Origin of the sequence: Tenacibaculum ascidiaceicola, from assembly GCF_047470925.1 — a bacterium.
GTDB classification, from domain to species: Bacteria; Bacteroidota; Bacteroidia; order Flavobacteriales; family Flavobacteriaceae; genus Polaribacter; species Polaribacter discolor.
In genome coordinates this window covers 421,580-444,529 of the sequence record NZ_JAZKJP010000005.1, presented here as the reverse complement: position 1 = coordinate 444,529, position 22,950 = coordinate 421,580, and the positions used below count along the sequence as shown (strand labels likewise).

The following is a 22,950-nucleotide window of genomic DNA, read 5'->3' as shown; positions in this document are numbered from 1 at the left end:
TGAAGTTTGAAGACAGAAAAAATTATATTAGGGATTGACCCAGGAACTTCCATTATGGGATTTGGAATTATAAAGGTAGTAGGGAAAAAGATGGAGTTTGTGCAGATGAATGAACTACTTTTAAAAAAGTATGACGATCATTATTTAAAACTCAAAATTATTTTTGAACGTACTATTGAGTTGATTGACACCTATCATCCAGATGAAATAGCTTTAGAAGCTCCTTTTTTTGGTAAAAATGTACAATCGATGTTAAAATTAGGACGTGCGCAAGGTGTTGCCATGGCAGCAGGATTGTCAAGACAAATTCCTGTAACCGAATACGCACCTAAGAAAATTAAAATGGCAATTACAGGAAAAGGGACAGCGAGTAAAGAACAAGTAGCCCTAATGTTAAAGTCGTTATTGAACTTAAAAGAACTCCCTAAAAACTTAGATGCAACAGATGGATTAGCTGCAGCGGTGTGTCATTTCTATAATTCAGGAACTAAAGTAGGAGGTAAGAACTATACAGGTTGGGCAGCGTTTGTAAAGCAGAACCCAGGAAAAGTGAAATAATTTGGCAGGAATTTATCTACATATCCCATTTTGTAAGCAAGCGTGTTATTATTGTGATTTTCACTTTTCTACCTCTTTAAAAAAGAAAGAAGAGCTGGTATCTTGCTTGGTAAAAGAATTGGAGTTAAGAAAAGAAGAACTTCTAAATGAAACCATAGAAACTATCTATTTTGGAGGAGGAACACCGAGTTTATTATCTATTCATGAAATAGAACTATTGCTGAATACGATTTCCAAAAATTATACAGTAATTGAAGATCCGGAAATTACCTTAGAAGCCAATCCAGATGATTTGTCAGAAGAAAAAATAATTGAATTATCTAAAACTCCAATTAACCGACTAAGTATTGGAATTCAATCTTTTTTTGAAGAAGACTTACAATTAATGAACCGTGCTCATAATGCACAAGAAGCGAGAAAATGTTTGTCTGTAGCAACTCGCTATTTTAATAACATTACGATTGATTTGATTTATGGTGTTCCGAATATGAGTAATGAGCGTTGGAGAGAAAACCTACAAATTGCTTTTGATTTTGGAATTAATCATATTTCATCATATGCATTAACAGTGGAACCTAAAACAGCGTTAGATTCCTTTATTAAACAAGGAAAATATCCAGATGTTGATGAAGCTGTAGCAAAAGAGCATTTCGATATTTTGGTAGCGGAAACTGCTAAAAATGGATTTGTTCACTACGAAATTTCCAACTTTGGAAAACCAGATTATTTCTCAAAACATAATACAAGTTACTGGTTAGGAAAAAAATATATAGGAATTGGTCCATCAGCACATTCGTTTAATAAAACACATCGTAGTTGGAATGTAGCTAACAATGCAAAATATATCAAAACTATTCAAGAAGGAAATCTCTCTTTAGAACAAGAGGAACTCACTAAGGAAGACCAGTTTAATGAATATTTAATGACAGGATTAAGAACCATTTGGGGAGTATCTTTAGAAAAAATTACGCAAGAATTTGGAGAAGAATTCAGAAAGAACCTCCTTAAAAATGCCGAGAAATTTATCAATCAAGGCTTATTGGTTATAGAGAATGAATTGAAGAAGCCTGATTCTGACAACAATGTTAAGAAGGTTTTGAAAACAACTTCAAAAGGAAAATTCTTAGCAGATGGATTGGCTAGTGAGTTATTCATAATTTAGGTATATTTGAGTATGATAGCAATAATTGAATACAACTCAAGAAAACACAAAATAGATTTATCAAAACCGTTAGATATTTCCATAGCTATTGATACTTCTAAAGAAAATGTAAATGCTTGGTATTTAGATGATCCGAAAATTTCCCCCGTTTCCGATGGAGATTGGGTAGGAAGTGTACAAAAAGGAGCTGATGTAAATTTTAATAATATACAGTTTAATCCGCATTCACATATTACACATACCGAATGTGTTGGCCATATAACAGAAGAAGTTTATTCAGTAAATAAAGAACTATCAAAATTTTTCTTTTTAGCAGAAGTAGTGACTATTGCTCCAGAGCAGTTAAAAAATAAGGACTTTGTGATTTCAAAAAAACAATTACAAAATGTTATAGGAAATAAAAAACGTGATGCAATTGTAATTAGAACTTTACCTAACCTATCAGACAAAAAATCGATGCGTTATTCAAATACAAATCCAACTTATTTGTTAGAAGAAGCAGCGATTTATCTTAGAGAAAAAGGAATTGAGCACTTGTTGATAGATTTACCATCGGTAGACAAAGAAAAAGACGAAGGAAAGTTGTTAGCACATAATGCTTTTTGGAATACACAAGCAGAAATCAGAATGAAAGCAACAATTACTGAATTTATTTATGTGTCTAATAAAATAAAGGATGGAGCTTACTTTTTAAATTTGATGGTAGCACCATTTGAAAACGATGCAACACCTAGTAAACCTACGCTTTACGAAATTATTTAAAACTTTTTTTATTGGTGTATTTATTTTTTTACTAGTTTTACACCTCAATCAAGAAATAACAATGACAATTTTTAATACATATAAGCAATGTAAATCGACTGTGGTGAGACACAGGACAGATCGGGCTATGTATGTATTATAATTATGTTTATATAAAATATAACGATAATAAAGAGTCCGACTTCATAGTCGGACTTTTTATTTTTATATCAGCAATCAACACTAAAACCAAACCAAATGAAAAAACTCTATTTTAATTATTTAGACACTTTTAAAGGTCTCTCAAGCGAAGTATGGTGGCTCGCTTTAATAACTTTAATAAACAGAGCAGGAACCATGGTAATTCCGTTTATGTCATTGTATTTGAGAGAAAGTTTGCATTTTTCTTTAAATGATGTAGGTTGGATTATGACTTGTTTTGGATTAGGATCTGTTGGAGGATCTTGGTTGGGAGGAAAGTTAACTGATAAAATAGGGTTCTACAAAGTGATGAAAACAAGTTTGTTTTTAACAGGGATTCTCTTTATAGCCTTACAGTTTATTAATACTTTTTGGGGATTTTGTATCGGCATTTTTTTAGTGATGCTAGTAGCAGATACTTTTAGACCCGCTATGTTTGTAGCTTTAAATACTTATAGTAAACCAGAAAATAAAACACGTTCAGTAACCTTAATTCGTCTGGCAATTAACTTGGGCTTTTCTGCAGGTCCAGCTGTTGGAGGGTTAATAATTACCTCAATGGGGTATAGCGGATTGTTCTGGGTAGATGGAGTTACTTGTGTTTTAGCAACTATATTATTGGTAAATGTGTTACACCCTAAAAAAGCAAGAGTGTTGGATGAAATAAAGGTAGAAAATCCAGAATCGGTTTTTTCAGATAAGGCTTTTTGGGTGTTTTTTGTAGGAATGTTTGTGTTCGGATTTATTTTCTTACAATATTTCTCTACTATGCCATTGTATTATAAAGATGTACATCATTTGACAGAGTTAGAAATAGGATTGTTAATGGGGATGAACGGATTTTTCATTTTCCTATTAGAAATGCCGCTCATTACTTGGTTAGAAAAAAGTAAGTATACTAAAGAGTTCTTAATGTTTTTTGGCTTATTACTTACAGGATTAAGTTTTGTAGTAATCAATTTAACAGGTTGGGTTGGAATTTTAATTGTAGGAATGTTGTTAATGACTATTGGAGAAATGATTGCATTCCCTTTTTCAAACGCCTTTGTAATGGAACGAGCCAAAAAAGGAAATCAAGGAGAATATATGGCATATTACAGTATTGCATTTTCAATGTCTCATATTTTTGGACATAATTCTGGAATGCAATTAATTGATAATATTGGATTTGATAATACATGGAATTTTATGATTGTATTATCAGGAATTGGAGTGTTATTTTTATTAATGTTAATACGAATTGTAAAAAGAGAAAAAGTAATCGCATGGACTTAAATCAAGTAACAATTCCATCTATAGATGTAAATGAATCTGTAATATTTTATAAAAAACTAGGCTTGCTTCTCATTGTAGATGCAAGTCCTAGATATGTCCGATTTGAAGTGCCAGATGGTAATACAACTTTCTCAATTCATCAAGTAGAGAGGTTACCCAAAGGAGAAGGAGTTACTCTTTATTTTGAAGATGATAATTTAGATGAGTTAGTAGAAGAATTACAGCAAAAAGGAATTCAGTTCACTCAGTTACCAATAGACCAACGATGGTTATGGAGAGAAGCCCATTTGTTAGATCCTGATGGTAATAAATTAATTCTGTTTAAAGCAGGTGAACACAGAAAAAATCCGCCTTGGCGAATCAATTAAGAAATAGAAGTTTTTATCTTTGGATATTTAATAAGAAAGTAGAAAGCATGAATATACAAGACGCACAAAAACAAGTAGATAATTGGATTAAAAACCACGGAGTACGTTACTTTAATGAGTTAACAAATATGGCGCAACTAACAGAAGAAGTTGGAGAGGTAGCTCGAATTATTGCGCGTCGTTATGGAGAGCAAAGCGAAAAAGAAAGTGATAAAAACAAAGATTTAGGAGAAGAGTTAGCAGATGTGATGTTTGTGGTATTGTGTTTAGCAAATCAAACAGGAGTAAACTTACAGGAGGCATTTGATAAGAAGCTAGATATAAAAACTAAGAGAGATCACGATCGTCATCATAATAACAAAAAACTACAATAAATGAGTCTCATAAAAAATATACAAAAAGGAAGTTTTTGGATTAATGTTTTAAAAGTAGGAACTCCATTTTTGATAATAGTAGCTGTCTTTTCTTTATTATTTAAAACAGGAGGGGCTATTTTTTCAGGAGACTTTGAAACTGTATACAATGTGCACTTCGCAAATAAACAGTGGATTCGTTTTTGGTTAAGTAAAATTGTAATTGCACTTATTTATAGCATGTATATTGTAAATAAAAAAACGAAGTAGTTTTTTATGGATTTAAGATTAAAAACCGAAGAGTTTAATTCGGATACTCATATAACGATTTCAGGGTCAAAAAGTGAATCAAATCGATTGTTGATTTTACAGCAATTATATCCAGATTTACAGATAGAAAATCTATCAGACTCTGATGATACGCACCATTTGCAAGAAGCGTTATCTTCAGGTGCTACTATAGCTGATATTGGGCATGCAGGAACAGCGATGCGCTTTTTAACTGCTTTTTTTGCAACACAAGAAGGTGTTACAAAAGTACTGCAAGGTTCAGAACGTATGCATAACCGACCAATACAAATTTTAGTAGATGCTTTACGTGATTTAGGAGCAGATATTAATTATATTGAGAAAGAAGGATATCCACCACTTAAAATATCAGGGAAAAAACTAACGAAGAATAAAGTTTCAATTAATGGAAATGTAAGCAGTCAATACATTTCAGCATTAATGTTGATTGCTCCAAGTTTAGAAAAAGGATTGGAAATCGAATTGATAGGAGAAATTACTTCGGTTCCTTATATCAACATGACTTTACAGTTGTTACATCAATTAGAGGTTGAGGCTAAGTTTGAAGGGCAGTTTATAAAAATCAAACCAAAATCAACTATAAAAAAGCAAACAGTAGTTGTAGAGTCTGACTGGAGTTCAGCATCTTATTTTTATTCGATTATAGCATTGAGCGAAGTAGGTTCTTCTGTGAAATTATCAGCTTATAAAAAAGATAGCTTACAAGGAGATAGCTGTTTAGAGGAAATCTACAAGAATTTTGGGGTGACTACCACTTTTGAAGAAAATACAATTCTTTTAACAAAAGAAAAAAAGCATAACTCAGAAGTATTCGAACAAGATTTAAAAAATGCACCAGATATTGCACAAACTATTGCAGTTACATGCTTCGGGTTAGGAATTGCTTGTGATTTATCAGGATTACATACGTTAAAAATTAAAGAAACCGATCGTTTAGAAGCATTACGTGAGGAGCTAACAAAACTAGGAGCTGATATTTCTGTAACTAATGAAAGTTTACATTTAAAATCATCTTCAGAAATTAAAGAAAACATTCAAATAGCTACCTATAATGACCATCGAATGGCGATGGCGTTTGCACCATTAGCATTGAAAGTTTCTATTGAAATTTTAGATGCTGAGGTTGTTACTAAGTCGTATAGAAATTTTTGGAAAGATATGTTTTATGTAGGAATTCAGAATGTTACCATAAAATAATATGGTAATCGCTTGACAACCCCTATGTTGAAATTGTATATTTGCCACCGTTAAGAAAATTTTACAAATGAAATTATCAAATTTTAATTTTGAGTTGCCAAAAGAGTTATTGGCAGAATATCCTTCAGAACACAGAGATGAAGCACGATTAATGGTATTGCACCGTGACACACAAAAAATCGAGCATAAACTATTTAAAGATTTAATCGATTATTTTGATGAAGGAGATGTAATGATGTTAAACAATACGAAAGTATTTCCTGCCCGTATGTACGGAAATAAGGAAAAAACAGGAGCTCGTATTGAAGTATTTTTATTACGTGAGTTAAATGCTGAAAATCGTTTGTGGGATGTATTAGTAGATCCAGCAAGAAAAATAAGAATAGGTAATAAATTATTTTTTGGAGAAGACGAAAGTTTAGTAGCTGAGGTTATTGATAATACTACTTCACGTGGTAGAACATTACGTTTCTTATTTGATGGACCTTACGAAGAATTCAGAAAGAAATTAATAGAGTTAGGTGAAACACCATTACCAAAATATATTAAACGTGAGGTAGAACCAGAAGATGAAGACCGTTACCAAACTATTTTTGCAAAGCACGAAGGAGCAGTAGCAGCACCAACTGCAGGTTTACACTTCTCTAAACACTTAATGAAACGTTTAGAAATTAAAGGAGTAGATTTTGCTGAAACAACATTACATGTAGGTTTAGGTACCTTTAACCCAGTTGAGGTTGAAGACTTATCAAAGCATAAAATGGATTCTGAGCAAATCGTTATTCCACAAGCTAGTGCAGATATGGTGAATAATGCTATTGCTAATAAGAAAAGAGTATGTGCAGTAGGTACTACAGTGATGAGAACGATTGAATCATCAGTGTCTTCAAGCAATCAATTAAACGCTTTTGAAGGATGGACTAACAAGTTTATTTTCCCTCCATATGATTTCAGTATAGCTAATTGTATGGTGACAAACTTCCACACACCAAAATCAACATTGTTAATGATGGTATCTGCATTTGCAGGACACGATTTTGTTATGGAAGCATACCAAGAAGCAATAAAAGAAAAATATAAATTTTACTCGTACGGAGATGCGATGTTAATTTTATAAAATAGTTTTTTAAACCATTAACAAAACCTCACAAGTAACTTGTGAGGTTTTGTGTATTTTTGCACTAGATGACACTAAAGAAGAAAGACATACGCGCATTAACCAAAGAACAGCTTCGTGATTTTTTTGTTGAAAACGGAGATAAAGCTTTTCGTGGTAACCAAGTATATGAATGGTTATGGCATAAAGCAGCACATTCGTTTGATGATATGACAAGTTTATCTAAAGCAACAAGAAAAATGCTTGATGAAAACTTTGTAATCAATCATATTGAAGTTGATACAATGCAGCGTAGTAATGATGGTACTATTAAAAATGCAATTAAACTTCATGACGGGTTAATTGTAGAGTCAGTTTTAATTCCTACTGAAAAACGTACTACTGCTTGTGTATCTAGTCAAGTAGGTTGTAGTTTGGACTGTAAGTTTTGTGCAACAGCTCGTTTAAAACGTATGCGTAATTTGAATGCAGATGAAATTTACGACCAAGTTGTAGCGATTGACAAGCAGAGTAGATTATACCATAACCATAAATTATCAAATATTGTTTTTATGGGAATGGGAGAGCCTTTAATGAATTATAATAATGTAATTAAAGCTATTGATAAAATAACTTCAAAAGAAGGCTTAGGAATGGCAGCACGTAGGATTACAGTGTCAACTTCTGGTGTGCCTAAAATGATTAAAAAGATGGCAGATGATGAGGTGCGTTTTAATTTAGCTGTTTCTTTACATTCTGCTATAGATGAAGTTCGAACATCTATAATGCCATTTAATTCTACTTTTCCGTTAAAAGATTTAAAAGAGTCATTAGAATATTGGTATGAAAAAACAAAACGAAAAATAACGTATGAATATGTTGTTTGGAATGGAATTAACGATAGAAAAGAAGATATTGATGCGTTGGTTCGATTCTGTAGTTATGTTCCTTGTAAAGTCAATTTAATTGAATATAACCCAATAGATGATGGAGAATTTCAGCAAGCTTCAGATAGAGCTTTAAATAATTATATTTCAAATCTTGAAATGAACGATATTGTGGTAAATGTACGTCGTTCTAGAGGAAAAGATATTGATGCAGCTTGTGGGCAATTAGCGAATAAATCTTAGGCTTACATGAACAAAAAAATGATAAGAAAAGAGAGCAGCATTAAACTTAAGTTAAATATAGCTTTGTAAAATTTTAGTTTTTTTGAGAAAGCCAATACAATAACATCTAATATTCCTAATAAAAATATAGAAGGAACACCCAAAAAAGTGTATGGTAAAATAATTGGGTTACCTAAACAAGAACGCTGATTACTGTCAGAAATATAAATACCAAATGATATAAAAGAGATACAGATTATAAGAAAAATAAGTCCTCTTGTCTTTAAATGTTTCATATTTTTTTTTAAATCAAAAGTAAACATTATTTATTCTTATTTTTGTTCACTAATATGAAGCCAGTAGAGCAAATAAAACTTCCGATTGCTAAAGAAATGGAACTCTTTGAAACTAAGTTCAAAGACTCGATGTTGTCTAAAGTTCCACTATTAAATAGAATAACTTATTATATCGTTCGTAGAAAAGGAAAACAAATGCGACCAATGTTTGTTTTTTTAGTAGCCAAAATGGTTTCTAATGGTGGTTTTGATGAACGTACATATAGAGGAGCATCTGTGGTAGAGTTAATTCACACAGCAACCTTAGTGCATGATGATGTGGTAGATGATAGTAATCGCCGTAGAGGTTTTTTCTCAATTAATGCGCTTTGGAAAAATAAAATAGCCGTTTTAGTAGGTGACTATCTACTTTCTAAAGGGCTATTGTTGTCTATAGATAATGAAGATTTCGATTTGTTAAAGCTTATTTCCATAGCTGTTCGAGAAATGAGCGAAGGAGAATTATTACAAATTGAAAAAGCTCGTAAACTTGATATTACAGAGGAGGTTTATTTTGAAATCATCCGTCAAAAGACAGCTACGTTAATAGCAGCTTGTTGTGGTATTGGTGCAGCATCGGTTGGAGCAAATAACGAAACTGTTCAACAAATGCGAAAGTTTGGAGAGTATATTGGTATTGCCTTTCAAATTAAAGATGATTTGTTTGATTATACAGAAGATAAAATAGGTAAGCCAACAGGAATTGATATCAAAGAGCAAAAGATGACACTTCCGTTAATTTATACACTGAATACTTGTTCTCCAAAAGAAAAATCGTGGTTAATCAACTCGGTTAAAAAGCATAATAAAAATAAAAAACGAGTAAAAGAAGTTATTGCTTTTGTAAAAGAAAATGGTGGGCTAGAATATACTACTGCCAAAATGCACGATTATAAAAACAAAGCGTTAGCTATTCTTAATAATTACCCTGATTCAGATTATAAAGACTCTTTACTACAAATGATAGATTATGTTGTAGAGAGAAAAATATAAAAATAAATAAAAATCCTCGAGAGAATCTCGAGGATTTTTGGTTAACAAACAAACTAATTACCTAATAAGTACTGTGGTATTTTACCATTTGTAATTGATAGTATCCCGATAAGTTTTTAACCCCAAAATGACCGTATGGAGCAGAACTGTAATATTTTTCTCCATCTTGGGTGTTTATTCTACAAGTATTTTTCCCATAAACAATACAACCATAACCAACAACTTGATCGGCAGAACTCCATATAGAATAAACTTTATTCGCTTCTTTTGTAGGGTTATTATTTAATTCTGTTAGAAAATTAGAAACTCCATAAGGACCAGCTCCCCAGAAAAGATATCCAGGGTAAAAACCATTAACATCATTACAAGTTGGTACTCCAGTGCCTGAATAATAACATGATGTTAAACCTCTGTTAGCACCTGCAATTCCTACAAAAGTATCGACGTAGTTTAATGGGGTGCCTAAGTTATAGTAACCATAAGCTTGATCGTAGGCATTCCCCCCTTTTATAGCTTTTCTACCTAAAGTAACACCCATAGAATGACCAATTACATCTACTTTTTGAGCACCAGTATAATTTTTAACAGCTTGTATAAAAACCCTAATCCTTTGTAAAAACTCCTTACTATGATAGTTAGAAGAAGCATTATAAGGATTTGCATTTCCCCAGGTAAAGGCATACAATTCACTAGTGTTGTATCCACTATTTAGAAAATAGTTTATAGGTTCTCCCCAACCGTCAGCTTTATCACTATTACCATGTATAAATATAACAGGTTGGTTATTTAGTGTTTCAGAACTAGAAATTTTACCACCATAACTGTAACCTATACTACCTTTAAAATTATAAGAACCATAACCGTTTTGTTGAAGCCAATTATCAAAGTGAGAGGTAATTTGAAATGTACCAGCACTTTTATTTAGTAATGTTGGTGTTTCGTAAGATCCGTTACCTTTAATTAAATCATCTTCACTTTCTGTGGAACAAGCTATTAGGAAAATAGAAAAAACGAACACAATAAAACCATATTTTTTTAACATAATTAATTTAGTTTTTAGGATTCCAATACTTTACAATTTAGATAAGAATAAATATTATAATTATTTAAAATTAAAGATTTGTTATACAGACTATTGTGTTTAGCGGAGTTCTTTTCTGTAATATTTTCAGATTTTTAGACTTGTATTGATAGGGGTGAGACTTTCGGTTATAAAAAAACCTCGAGACACGTCCCGAGGTTTTTTTATATCTATCTATGGCGATTCGCCATTACATCATTCCTGGCATTCCACCACCCATTGGAGGCATTCCACCACCAGCAGGAGCATCTTCTTTAATATCTACTAAAGCACACTCAGTAGTTAAGATCATTCCTGCTACAGATGCAGCATTTTCTAAAGCCACACGAGTTACTTTTTTCGGATCGATGATACCTGCTTCTAACATGTCTACATATTGTTCAGATTTAGCATCATATCCAAAGTTTTGGTTTTCTTCTAAAACTTTATTAATTACAACAGAACCTTCACCACCAGCGTTTTCAACAATAGTACGTAAAGGAGATTCGATAGCTCTATTTACAATTTGAATACCAGTAGTTTCATCTAAATTCTCTGTAGTAATTGTTTCTAATACTTTTTTAGCACGTACTAAGGCAACACCACCACCAGCAACAATTCCTTCTTCTACAGCAGCTCTTGTAGCATGTAAAGCATCATCAACACGGTCTTTCTTTTCTTTCATTTCTACTTCAGAAGCAGCACCAACATATAATACAGCAACACCACCAGCTAATTTCGCTAAACGCTCTTGTAATTTTTCACGATCGTAATCAGAAGTAGTAGTTTCAATTTGTGCTTTAATTTGGTTTACACGAGCTTTGATTTGTGCTTCGTCACCAGAACCATTAACAATTGTAGTATTATCTTTATCAATAGTTACTGTTTCAGCAGTACCTAATAAATCTAAAGTTGCATTTTCCAAAGAGAAACCTCTTTCTTCAGAAATTACAGTACCACCAGTTAAAATAGCGATATCTTCTAACATTGCTTTTCTACGGTCACCAAATCCTGGAGCTTTTACAGCAGCGATTTTTAATCCACCACGTAATTTGTTGACTACCAAAGTAGCTAAAGCTTGTCCGTCAACATCTTCGGCAATGATTAATAAAGGCTTTCCTGATTGAGCAACAGGTTCTAAAATTGGAAGAATTTCTTGTAAGTTAGAAATCTTTTTATCAAATAATAAAATATAAGGATTGTCTAAATCAGCAATCATTTTATCAGCATCTGTTACGAAGTACGGAGACAAATATCCACGATCAAACTGCATTCCTTCAACAACATCAACATAAGTGTCAGTTCCTTTTGCTTCTTCAACAGTAATCACTCCTTCTTTTCCAACTTTACCAAATGCTTCTGCAATTAAATTACCAATTACCGCATCGTTATTAGAAGAAATAGCAGCTACTTGCTTAATTTTTTCTGATGAATCACCAACTTCTTTAGATTGTTTTGCTAAATCTTCAGTAATAGCAGCTACGGCTTTATCAATACCACGTTTTAAATCCATAGGGTTTGCACCAGCAGCAACATTTTTTAATCCTTCTTTTACGATTGCTTGAGCTAATACAGTTGCAGTAGTAGTACCATCACCTGCTAAATCGTTAGTTTTAGAAGCTACTTCTTTTACCATTTGAGCTCCCATGTTTTCTAACTCATCTTCTAACTCTACTTCTTTAGCTACAGAAACTCCATCTTTAGTTACATGAGGAGCTCCGAAAGATTTAGAAATAATAACGTTACGTCCTTTAGGTCCTAAAGTTACTTTTACTGCATTTGCTAATGCATCTACACCGCGCTTTAATCCGTCGCGAGCGTCTACATCAAATTTTATATCTTTTGCCATGTTTGTTTAAGTTTTTTTGCCGTTAGCATATAGCTTTTGGCTTAGTTTTTAATTTTTTGTTTAATTGGCTAATAGCGAAAAGCTAATAGCAAAGAAATTTTAGATAATAGCGAAGATGTCGCTTTCTCTCATAATTAAATAATCTTTTCCTTCTAATTTAAGCTCAGTACCAGCGTACTTTCCGTATAAAACAGTATCACCAACTTTTACAGTTAAAGGCTCATCTTTTGTTCCGTTTCCTACGGCTACGACAGTACCTTTTTGTGGTTTTTCCTTTGCGTTGTCAGGGATGATGATTCCTGATGCTGTAGTAGTTTCTGCTGCAGCTGGTTCAACAAGAACTCTGTCTGCTAAAGGTTTAATGTTTAATCCCATTTTATATATTTTGATTGATTAAATTAATTTTTACTGGTTAAGTTTTGTCAGAAATTATGCCATTAGATTTTTGCTGACAATTTTTCTAATAGATTAGACTAATGAATAAAAAAAATGCCAACGTGTCATTTACGTTGGCATTTCATATTCTATTTTGTGAAAAACTACTGAGCGCTATCTTTTGCAGTATCCGTTGCTGCTGGTGTAGCAGGCGTAGTTGTAGTTTCAATATTGTTTAAAGTTTCGTTTAATTGAGGAGCGTCAGCTGCATTACCTCTTGGAATAGCGAAGTTAGCTAATAAAATTAAAGCAAACATAGTAATAGCTAATGTCCATGTAGTTCTGTCTAAAAAGCTATTCGTATTTTGTACACCTCCAATATTTTGAGCTCCACCGCCTCCAAATGATGAAGATAATCCTCCACCTTTAGGATTTTGAACCATTACAATTAAGATTAATGCTATTGCAACAATCAATATTAAAACTAAAAGTAAAGTATACGTTGTCATCTATTTATTGTTTTGTAAAATTTGTATTCTTTTAATTTGGTCTGCAAAGAAACCACTTTTTTCTGGATATTTCAAACTTAATATTTTATATGCTTGAATAGCACTGTCATATTTCTTTTGTTCTAAATATACTTTAGCCAAAGTTTCGGTAGCTAATTGATTATTTTGTTGATTTTCGGATATTTTTATATCCGAGGTATTTGTTTTGCTAGGGCGAGAAATTTTTGGAGCAGTTTCAATAAAACGATCAATAATAGCATCATGTTCAGATTTAACAGGTACTTCTTTTATTTGCTTTTCTGAAGGTTGATTGTCTAAAGTTCTTACAATAGCTTTCTTTGATGAAAGTTGTAACCATTGATTGAAAGAAAAGGTTTCATTCTGTGTGAATGAAAGTGGTTTACCTATAGCCAAATCCTCTTCTACTGATGAAGCTTTTGTTGATTTTCTTTTAGGAAGAATTTTGTCTTTTAAACTAGTTTTTTCTTCTTTTTTAGGCCTTTCTTTAAAAGCTTTTGAAGTAATAAAATCAAATAAAACAGTTCTATCACTAGTGTGAGCTGCTGTTGTTTTTAACTCGTTATTGTATTTATAGCTTTCTAGATTCTTTAAAACTTTTAAACGAAGAGCTCTAGCTGATTGAAAGTATGGGTACTCTTGAATAATAGCAGTAATGTCTGAAAGATGTTCTTGCGAAATCAATTCAGGCTTTTTTAATAACTGTATGTAAGTATCTTTATTCAAAATTATCCCCAGTCTCCTACAGAAGCATTAAAAATATCTTGTGTAATTCGTTCTAAAATTTCATCTAACGCGGTTTCTAACACAGTACCTGTTAACTGTTGATTAGCTCCATAATCGTAGTAAAAAGAAAAACGCTTTTCAAAATTTTTCTTTTCATTTAAATTGTTAACAAAATTTACATTTACAGTAATTGTTAATCGGTTTTGAGCAGCAGTTTGCTGTGCGGTAGCACTCATTGGTGTAACACGGTAATCAACAATTTCACCTGAAAAATGTAAATCACCACCAGAAGAAACCAGGGTTAAGTTGGTTTGGCGTGTAAATAAATCTTGTAAGTCTTGTGTGAATTTTTGACTTAAAGTAGGTTCTACTAATGGAGATTGGTTAGGAAAAAAATCAACCTGAATTGTTTTTGCATTTCCCGTATCTCCACCTGTAAAAGAATATGCTCCACAACCAATAATAGTTGTTAAACCAATAAATAACGATATTATATAGAGAGTTTTTTTCATTTAAAATTGGATGAGTTGTAAAAGTAAACAAATAGATTATAAATCGTATTGCTTTATTTTTCTGTATAGAGTTCTTTCAGATATTCCTAGCTCTTTAGCAGCTAACTTACGTTTTCCGTTATTTTTTTCAAGAGACTTTTTTATCATTTCAATTTCTTTTTCTTGTAATGATAAGCTTTCATCTTCTTCAATAGTCTCCGCATAATCATACTCACTTTGGTGAGACGTCGATTTTGGTATTTGCACAACCTCTATGTTTGAAGCTTCTGATAAATCTTGATCTTGGTATATACGTTCGATTAAACGATGATTATCTTCTTGCACTTGTTCAGAGTCTCCGTTTTGCATTAAATCTAGCGTTAGCTTTTTTAGATCATTAATGTCATTACGCATATCAAACAAGATTTTATACATGATGTCTCGTTCGTTAGCAAAGTCTGATTGACTTGTAGTTCTGCCACCTACAACAGCAGGTAGATTACTGCGGTTTTCAGGTAAATATTGAATTAGTTTTTCAGGAGTAATTAGCCTGTCTTCTTCAACAATTGATACTTGTTCTGCAATATTTTTTAATTGACGAATGTTACCAGGAAAATGATAGTTCAATAAAACTTTTACTGCATTTTCATCAAGTCTTATAGTAGGCATTCGGTATTTTTGAGCGAAATCTGCAGCAAACTTTCTAAACAATAAATGAATGTCTTCTCCACGTTCTCTTAAGGGAGGTAGCGGAATTTCTATGGTACTTAAACGATAATATAAATCTTCACGAAATTTCTCTTTAGAAATAGCTTCGTGCATATTTACGTTGGTTGCAGCTACAATACGAACATTTGTTTTTTGTACTTGGGATGAACCAACTTTAATGAACTCCCCATTTTCTAATACACGTAATAAACGTACTTGAGTAGTTAAAGGTAATTCTCCAACTTCATCTAAAAAGATGGTACCACCATCAGCAACTTCAAAATATCCTTTTCTTGTTTGTGTAGCTCCTGTAAAAGCTCCCTTTTCATGCCCGAATAATTCACTATCAATAGTTCCCTCAGGAATAGCTCCACAGTTTACAGCAATGTATTTTGCGTGTTTTCTGTGTGATAATTGATGAATTATTTTTGGTATGTTTTCTTTTCCAACACCACTTTCACCAGTAACAAGTACTGAAATATCAGTAGGGGCAACACGAATCGCTTTTTCAATTGCGCGATCAAGTTGCACATCATTACCGATAATGCCAAAGCGTTGTTTTATAGCTTGTAAATTTTCCATTTATATAGTTTTAAAGTTTTTGGTTTAAAAATTTGAAAGAAAAACATTCAAATCCTTAAACGGTTAAACTTTTACTAAAATTAATTGTTTTCTGAATATCCAACAGCCGTACCTTTTAAGGTAGTAGAAGTACAATCTTCAATCTTTACATTTACAAAATCTCCCATTTTATAGTGTTCCTTAGGGAAAACAACAACGGTGTTTTGTGTATTACGACCTTTCCATTCATTTTCGTTTCTTTTTGAAGTTCCTTCAATTAAAACTTCTTGAATTTTTCCTAAATGCTCCTTAGCTCTGTATAAACTATGTTCTTGTTGTAGGTCAATAATTTCTTGTAAACGACGTTTTTTGATAGCTAATGGAACATCATCTTCCATTTTTTTAGCAGCTAAGGTTCCTGGTCTTTCTGAATATGCAAACATAAATCCGAAACTATATTTTACATAGTTCATCATGTCTAAGGTGTCAAGATGATCTTCTTCTGTTTCCCCACAGAAACCAGCAATCATATCTTGACTTAAAGCCATTTCAGGAACAATTTTGTATATGTTGTCAACTAACTCCATATATTCTTCACGGGTATGTTGACGATTCATAGCTTTTAACATATTGTTACTTCCACTTTGAACAGGTAAATGAATGTATTTACAAATGTTTTGGTGTTTAGCCATAACATGAATTACATCCAGAGTCATATCTTGTGGATTCGAAGTAGAAAAGCGAAAACGCATTTTTGGGAATTCCGTAGCACACATATCTAACAACTGCGCAAAATCTACAGCAGAAGCTTGTGCTAATTCCGAAGCCTTTTTAAAATCTTTTTTCAATCCACCACCATACCATAAGTAAGAATCTACATTCTGACCTAATAGAGTAATTTCTTTGAAGTTCTTTTCTTGCATACTGCGGATTTCTTCAATAATACTCTTTGGGTCACGGCTACGCTCACGACCACGAGTAAAAGGAACCACACAGAATGTACACATATTATCACAACCACGAGTAATTGAAACAAATGCAGAAACTCCATTAGAGTTTAAACGAACAGGAGAAACATCGGCATATGTTTCTTCCTTTGATAAAATTACATTTACAGCATCACGACCAGCATCAACTTCTTCAATTAAATTAGGTAAGTCTCTATATGCATCAGGACCTACAACTAAATCAACGATTTTTTCTTCCTCTAAAAATTTCTCTTTCAATCGTTCAGCCATACAACCCAACACACCAACTTTCATCGTTGGGTTTGTTTTTTTAACAGCGTTGTATTTTTGAAGTCTATTACGAACAGTGGTTTCAGCTTTTTCACGAATAGAGCAGGTGTTAACCAGTACAAGATCCGCATCTTCTAGGTTTTGTGTAGTGTTAAAACCTTGTTCAGCTAAAATTGACGCCACAATTTCGCTATCATTCATATTCATTTGACAACCATAACTTTCTATAAAAAGTTTTTTGCTGTTTCCTTCTTTGTGTTCTGTAACAAGGGCTTTTCCTTGTTTTTTCTCATCAATTACTTTCTCTACGTGTTCCATAAATCCTTAAATCGTACTAAAATAGGCTGCAAAGATACAACCAAAAAGTGTAATTTGTGACAAATTGACATGGATAGTTTTTTTAAGAAAAAGTAAAATTTTGTTAAAAATGACCCATTAAAAAAAAACTATATACTTTTGCAAACCGAATTATGCCTATATTAATAAGGTGTAAAATGAGATAAGAGATATAAGACGTATGGCAAAAAATTTAGTAATAGTTGAGTCACCTGCTAAAGCAAAAACGATAGAGAAGTTTTTAGGAAAGGACTTTCAGGTTGAATCGAGTTTTGGACACATTGCAGACTTACCATCTAAAGAGTTAGGTGTAAATGTAGAAGGAGATTTTAAACCGAAGTATATAGTTTCTACCGATAAAAAAGCGGTGGTAAAAAAACTAAAAGACCTAGCAAAGAAAGCAGAAACTGTTTGGTTAGCATCCGATGAAGACCGCGAGGGGGAGGCTATAGCATGGCACTTAGCGGAACAGTTAAAGTTAAAAGATGAAAACACTAAACGTATTGTTTTCAACTCTATTACTAAAAAAGCAATTTTAAAAGCAATAGAAAATCCACGTACAATTAATTATAACTTAGTTGACGCGCAACAAGCACGACGTGTATTAGATAGAATTGTGGGGTATGAATTATCTCCTGTTTTATGGAGAAAAGTTAAACCAGGTTTGTCTGCAGGTAGGGTACAATCGGTAGCAGTACGTTTAATTGTAGAGCGTGAAAGAGAAATTGAAGGATTTACACCAGTAGCTTCTTATCGTGTTGATGCTGAATTTGTAAATTCAGAAGGGAAAAAGTTTAAAGCAAAGCTTGCGAAGAATTTTTCAACAAAAAAAGAAGCAGAAGATTTCTTAAATTCTTGTTTAGAAGCAGAGTTCTCTGTAGCTGATTTACAAAAAAAACCAGCAAAAAAATCTCCAGCACCACCATTTACAACATCGACTTTACAACAAGAAGCATCAAGAAAGTTAGGTTTTCCTGTTGCTAAAACCATGATGGTAGCACAACGTTTGTATGAAGCAGGTTTGATAACCTACATGAGAACAGATAGTGTAAATTTATCTGATGATGCAAAAAATGCAGCTCAAGCAGAAATTATAGCTTCGTATGGTGAAGAGTATAGTAAACCACGTAATTACGCAACTAAATCTAAAGGAGCACAAGAAGCACACGAGGCGATTCGTCCAACGAATATGGAGAATCACGAAATTACAGGAGAGTATGATCAAACAAGATTATATAGCTTGATTTGGAAACGTACATTAGCTTCACAAATGAGCGAAGCTCAGTTAGAACGTACCGTTGTAAAAATTGACAACAATAAAAATAAGAAACAGTTTACAGCAAATGGAGAAGTAATCACTTTTGAAGGTTTCTTAAAAGTATACTTAGAAGGGAACGATAATGAAGATGAGGAGCAAGCAGGTATGTTGCCTAAAATGGAGGTTAAAGAATTATTAATTAATGAGTTGATTACAGCTACTGAACGTTACACGCGTCCGCCAGCAAGGTTTTCAGAAGCTGCCTTAGTAAAACGTTTGGAAGAATTAGGAATTGGTCGTCCATCTACGTACGCACCTACTATTTCAACAATTCAAAGAAGACAATACATAGAAAAGGGAACAGTAGAAGGAAAAGAAAGAAATTACACACAATTAAGTTTAGTAAACCAAACAGTATCAGAACAACTTTTAACTGAAAGAGTAGGGTCTGATAAAGGAAAATTGGTTCCGACTGATATAGGTAACATTGTAAATGATTTCTTGGTTGCTAATTTTGATACTATTTTAGATTATGGTTTTACAGCCAAAGTAGAAAATGAGTTTGATGAAATAGCAGAAGGAAAAGAAGATTGGATAGCGATGATTAAAGATTTCTACAAAAACTTTCATGTTGTTGTAGAGGATGTTGCTGAAAATGCTGAAAGAGCAAAAGGAGAACGTTTACTTGGAGTTGATCCAGAAAGTGGTAAGAATGTTTATGTACGTTTAGGGCGTTATGGAGCAATGGTGCAAATTGGAGAGGCTACGGATGAAGAAAAGCCTCGTTTTGCCAGTTTACAAGGAGATCAAACGATGAACTCAATTACCTATGAGGAAGCAATGGACTTATTTAAGTTACCAAAAACATTGGGAGACTACGAAGAGAAAGAGGTTGTTGTTGCTAACGGAAGATTTGGTCCTTATATTAAATTCGATGGTAAATATGTATCATTAGATAAAGGAGAAAATCCAATGTCTGTAGATATGGATAGAGCTATTGAGTTAATAGAAGCAAAAAGGAAAGCAGATGCTCCTATTGGAGAATATGAGGGTATGCCAATTCAAAAAGGAGTTGGACGTTTTGGACCTTTTATTAAATGGAATTCTATTTTTATCAACGTAAATAAAAAATACGATTTTGATAATCTAAGCCAAGCAGATTTAGAAGAGTTAATTGAAGATAAAAAACGAAAAGAGCGTGAAAAGCTAATTCATAACTTTGAAGAAGTTGGTATTCGCGTAGAAAAAGCACGTTGGGGACGTTTTAATGTGATAAAAGGGAAGGTAAAAGTAGAACTTCCTAAAACCACAGAAATAGAAAAACTAACACAAGAAGAGGCTGTTAAAATAATAGAGGCAAAAACGCCTAAGAAAAAAGCAACCAAAAAGAAAGCTGCCAAAAAAAAATAAAGAAGCTTTCAGAAAAAAAATAGTTTAGTATATTGCGACACTTAAATTCCCCCTTAATAATGAATATAGACTTCTTTACACCTATTGAAGATTCTGTGGCTACTCACGTGGCTTTACAGTCATCTTCCACGTTAGGAAGAAATATTCAACTTCATACTGTTCAGGATGGTTTTCCAGACTTAACAGAAGTTTCTATAGCTATTTTAGGGGTCAAAGATGACAGAGGAGCAGTAGATAATTTTGGTAGTGGTAAAGAACTACATGAAATTCGTAAGCACTTGTATCAACTGTTTCCTGGGAATTGGTACACACATATAGCAGACTTAGGAAATATAGAAAAAGGTAATACTTTAGAAGATACCTATTTTGCGGTTAAATCATCAGTAGCATCTTTACTGAAAAAAAATATACTTCCAGTAATAATTGGTGGAGGGCAAGATTTAACTTACGCGAATTATAGAGCTTATGATGAGTTAGAGCAAACAGTTAATTTAGTGGCTGTAGATAGCCGATTTGACTTAGGTACTATAGAAGAAGAGCTAAGTTCAAGATCATATGTGAGTAGAATTGTTATGGAAGAACCAAACAATTTATTTAATTTTAGTAATATTGGCTATCAAACATACTTTAACTCACAAGAAGAAATTAATTTACTAGATAAATTGTATTTTGATGCTTACAGGTTAGGACAGGTGAAAGATGTGACGTTGGTTGAGCCTATAATGCGTGATGCAGATGTTGTAAGTATAGATATAGGTAGTGTTCGACAAAGTGAAGCTCCTGCTAATCAAAATGCCTCACCTAATGGGTTTTATGGAGAGGAAATATGTGCTATTGCACGTTATGCAGGAATTAGTGATAAAGTAACATCTTTTGGGATATACGAGTACAACAGTAAGTTAGATTCAAATAGTCAAACAGCAAATTTAATAGCTCAAGTAATTTGGTATTTCATAGAAGGAGTGAATTCAAGAGCTAAAGATTACCCATATGCAACAAAAGAAAGTTACCAAAAATTCACGGTACTTTTGAATGACGACGACCCAATAAACTTTTATAAAAGTGATAAAAGTGGTCGTTGGTGGATGGAAATAAATTTAATATCGAATAATAAACACAAAAGACATGCGTTAATACCATGTAACTATCGAGATTATGAACAAGCGTTGCAGCAAAAAACACCAGAGAGGTGGTATAAAGCATTGCAAAAGCTTGTTTAGGAGAAAGTTGTATGTTCTGTAAAAAATAATAACTCGTAATTGTTTTTTAATAAAAAAAATAATAGGTTTACGCCTCTTTTATAAGAAAGATATAATATGAAAAAAATAACAGTACTTGCATTGTTAGCATCTATCATCTACTCTTGTGGTTCAAGTGGAGATAGAGGAGAATTGGTAGGAGTAAAGTCTAAAAGAAAATGGTTTGCAGAGAAACCATATGGTATGGCTAAAATTCCAGGAGGATCTTTCACAATGGGTAAACAGGATGAAGACCCTATGGGAGCAATGAATGCTCCAACAAAAACTGTTACTGTACAGCCATTTTATATGGATGAAACAGAAATAACTAATAGTGAGTACAAGGCATTTGTTCATTGGGTAAGAGATTCTATTACAAGAACCAAGTTAGCTTATCAAGCAGAGTTTGCTTCTTTAGGTGGAGATGATGCAGCCAATACAGGTAAAAATGCACAAGGAATTCAATTATATGCTTTTGCATCAAAAGACACAGTAAATGAAACTCCGTATGAAAAATACATGCGTGAAAATTATTACGAGTTAGGAGAAGGGCTGGATTCATTAAAACCATTGAATTGGGAAGAGGAACTGATTTGGGACTCTCAAGACTATCCTGATGCAGATTATGTAGAAGTAATGGACTCTTTATATATCAAAAAAGATGAGGCCTTAAATGGAATTAGAACGTTTAATACAAAGTTACTAAACTATAGATATTACTGGTTCGATAATGAAGCTGCAGCAAGAACAGGTAAGAATAGAAAAGACTTTTTAAGAGACGAGGTTATTAATGTATACCCAGATACTACCGTATGGATTAAAGATTTTAATTATTCATATAATGATCCAATGCACCAAGAGTATTTTGGACATAAAGCATACGAAAACTACCCTGTAGTTGGAGTTACTTGGAATCAAGCTAAAGCTTTTTGTCACTGGAGAACTCAAACAAAGAATAATTTCCAACGATCAAGAAAAAAATTAGGTTTAGTTCCAGCATTTAGATTACCAACAGAAGCTGAGTGGGAATATGCTGCTCGTGGAGGTCTAGATTATGGTAAATACCCTTGGGGTGGACCAAGTACAACAAGTGATAGAGGGTGTTTCTTAGCTAACTTTAAACCAGTTCGTGGTGATTATGCCGCAGATGGTGCTTTATATACAGTTGAAGCTATGTCATATAACCCTAATGAGTACGGACTGTTTAATATGGCAGGTAATGTTTCTGAATGGACAAATACAGCTTATAACCAAATGTCTTACTATATGGGATCCACAATGAACCCTAACGTAGAGATTAAAGAAAATAGAAGAAAGATTATCCGTGGAGGATCTTGGAAAGATGTAGCATACTTCTTAGAAGTAAGTTCTCGTGACTGGGAATATGCAGATACAGCAAGAAGTTATATCGGATTTAGAACAGTACAAGATTATTTAGGTACTAATAAAAGTAATTAACAAGAAAACAAGAATAAA

General features: G+C 32.9%; 22 protein-coding genes. 14 read left to right on the top strand and 8 right to left on the bottom strand.

The features are described from left to right. The first annotated feature begins 6 nt into the window (after positions 1–6). From ruvC to VBY68_RS06445, 11 genes are all read left to right on the top strand, one after another. Entirely contained in the window at positions 7–558 is a 552-nt protein-coding gene (ruvC, locus tag VBY68_RS06495) for a crossover junction endodeoxyribonuclease RuvC (RefSeq protein WP_099215880.1), read from the top strand. A gap of 1 nt (position 559) precedes the next feature. After that, on the top strand, positions 560–1,720 hold the full coding sequence (gene hemW / locus VBY68_RS06490; protein WP_415269267.1) for a radical SAM family heme chaperone HemW: 1,161 nt from the start codon (positions 560–562) through the stop codon (positions 1,718–1,720). Between the two features lie 12 nt (positions 1,721–1,732). Continuing rightward, entirely contained in the window at positions 1,733–2,482 is a 750-nt protein-coding gene (locus VBY68_RS06485) for a cyclase family protein (RefSeq protein WP_415269266.1), read from the top strand. 237 nt (positions 2,483–2,719) lie between these two features. Then, complete coding sequence (locus VBY68_RS06480; protein ID WP_099215883.1) at positions 2,720–3,937, top strand: MDR family MFS transporter; 1,218 nt, start codon at positions 2,720–2,722, stop codon at positions 3,935–3,937. Further along, the gene (locus tag VBY68_RS06475; protein ID WP_028892442.1) at positions 3,928–4,305 is read left to right on the top strand and encodes a VOC family protein; all 378 of its coding nucleotides are present in this window, start codon (positions 3,928–3,930) and stop codon (positions 4,303–4,305) included. Before VBY68_RS06480 ends, VBY68_RS06475 begins: the two co-directional genes overlap by 10 nt. A 47-nt stretch (positions 4,306–4,352) precedes the next feature. After that, the gene (locus tag VBY68_RS06470) at positions 4,353–4,679 is read left to right on the top strand and encodes a nucleotide pyrophosphohydrolase (RefSeq protein ID WP_121146133.1); all 327 of its coding nucleotides are present in this window, start codon (positions 4,353–4,355) and stop codon (positions 4,677–4,679) included. After that, the gene (locus VBY68_RS06465; RefSeq protein ID WP_121146132.1) at positions 4,680–4,928 is read left to right on the top strand and encodes a hypothetical protein; all 249 of its coding nucleotides are present in this window, start codon (positions 4,680–4,682) and stop codon (positions 4,926–4,928) included. It begins immediately after the preceding gene. A gap of 6 nt (positions 4,929–4,934) precedes the next feature. Further along, complete coding sequence (locus VBY68_RS06460) at positions 4,935–6,164, top strand: 3-phosphoshikimate 1-carboxyvinyltransferase (RefSeq protein WP_415269265.1); 1,230 nt, start codon at positions 4,935–4,937, stop codon at positions 6,162–6,164. 67 nt (positions 6,165–6,231) lie between these two features. Next, a complete protein-coding gene (gene queA / locus VBY68_RS06455; RefSeq protein WP_099215887.1) occupies positions 6,232–7,281 on the top strand; it encodes a tRNA preQ1(34) S-adenosylmethionine ribosyltransferase-isomerase QueA in 1,050 nt (349 codons plus the stop codon). A 68-nt stretch (positions 7,282–7,349) separates the two neighbouring features. Further along, positions 7,350–8,390, top strand: a complete 1,041-nt coding sequence (rlmN, locus tag VBY68_RS06450; RefSeq protein ID WP_099215888.1) for a dual-specificity RNA methyltransferase RlmN — start codon at positions 7,350–7,352, stop codon at positions 8,388–8,390. A gap of 329 nt (positions 8,391–8,719) precedes the next feature. Beyond that, on the top strand, positions 8,720–9,697 hold the full coding sequence (locus VBY68_RS06445; RefSeq protein WP_099215890.1) for a polyprenyl synthetase family protein: 978 nt from the start codon (positions 8,720–8,722) through the stop codon (positions 9,695–9,697). A 61-nt stretch (positions 9,698–9,758) separates the two neighbouring features. Here the strand turns inward: VBY68_RS06445 and VBY68_RS06440 are convergent, their stop codons facing one another. The 8 genes from VBY68_RS06440 to miaB all read right to left on the bottom strand — a co-directional run bounded on the left by VBY68_RS06440 (position 9,759) and on the right by miaB (position 17,550). Continuing rightward, positions 9,759–10,739 carry an alpha/beta hydrolase family protein gene (locus VBY68_RS06440; RefSeq protein ID WP_415269264.1) on the bottom strand — a complete coding sequence of 327 codons (981 nt, stop codon included), beginning with the start codon at positions 10,737–10,739 and terminating at the stop codon, positions 9,759–9,761. Positions 10,740–10,968: 229 nt separating this feature from the next. Further along, positions 10,969–12,606 carry a chaperonin GroEL gene (groL, locus tag VBY68_RS06435; protein ID WP_099215891.1) on the bottom strand — a complete coding sequence of 546 codons (1,638 nt, stop codon included), beginning with the start codon at positions 12,604–12,606 and terminating at the stop codon, positions 10,969–10,971. A 99-nt stretch (positions 12,607–12,705) separates the two neighbouring features. Further along, positions 12,706–12,981 (bottom strand): co-chaperone GroES, encoded by a 276-nt coding sequence (locus VBY68_RS06430; RefSeq protein WP_047788560.1) that lies wholly within the window; start codon positions 12,979–12,981, stop codon positions 12,706–12,708. 164 nt (positions 12,982–13,145) lie between these two features. Further along, the gene (secG, locus tag VBY68_RS06425) at positions 13,146–13,490 is read right to left on the bottom strand and encodes a preprotein translocase subunit SecG (protein WP_047788559.1); all 345 of its coding nucleotides are present in this window, start codon (positions 13,488–13,490) and stop codon (positions 13,146–13,148) included. Continuing rightward, complete coding sequence (locus VBY68_RS06420; RefSeq protein ID WP_415269263.1) at positions 13,491–14,234, bottom strand: hypothetical protein; 744 nt, start codon at positions 14,232–14,234, stop codon at positions 13,491–13,493. It lies immediately after the preceding gene. 2 nt (positions 14,235–14,236) lie between these two features. Continuing rightward, entirely contained in the window at positions 14,237–14,746 is a 510-nt protein-coding gene (locus tag VBY68_RS06415; RefSeq protein ID WP_415269262.1) for an LptE family protein, read from the bottom strand. A 36-nt stretch (positions 14,747–14,782) separates the two neighbouring features. Next, positions 14,783–16,015: a sigma-54 interaction domain-containing protein gene (locus VBY68_RS06410; protein WP_099215895.1), complete on the bottom strand. Its 1,233-nt coding sequence runs from the start codon at positions 16,013–16,015 to the stop codon at positions 14,783–14,785. 80 nt (positions 16,016–16,095) lie between these two features. Continuing rightward, a complete protein-coding gene (miaB, locus tag VBY68_RS06405; RefSeq protein ID WP_415269261.1) occupies positions 16,096–17,550 on the bottom strand; it encodes a tRNA (N6-isopentenyl adenosine(37)-C2)-methylthiotransferase MiaB in 1,455 nt (484 codons plus the stop codon). A gap of 199 nt (positions 17,551–17,749) precedes the next feature. Between miaB and topA the strand changes: the two genes are divergently transcribed. The 3 genes from topA (at position 17,750) to porK (ending at position 22,932) form a co-directional block, all read left to right on the top strand. Beyond that, positions 17,750–20,236, top strand: a complete 2,487-nt coding sequence (gene topA / locus VBY68_RS06400) for a type I DNA topoisomerase (protein WP_415269260.1) — start codon at positions 17,750–17,752, stop codon at positions 20,234–20,236. Between the two features lie 59 nt (positions 20,237–20,295). Beyond that, on the top strand, positions 20,296–21,456 hold the full coding sequence (locus VBY68_RS06395; RefSeq protein ID WP_415269259.1) for a formimidoylglutamase: 1,161 nt from the start codon (positions 20,296–20,298) through the stop codon (positions 21,454–21,456). Positions 21,457–21,552: 96 nt separating this feature from the next. Further along, positions 21,553–22,932, top strand: coding sequence for a T9SS ring complex lipoprotein PorK/GldK (porK, locus tag VBY68_RS06390; protein WP_099215899.1), 1,380 nt, complete (start codon positions 21,553–21,555; stop codon positions 22,930–22,932). Positions 22,933–22,950 lie beyond the last annotated feature (18 nt).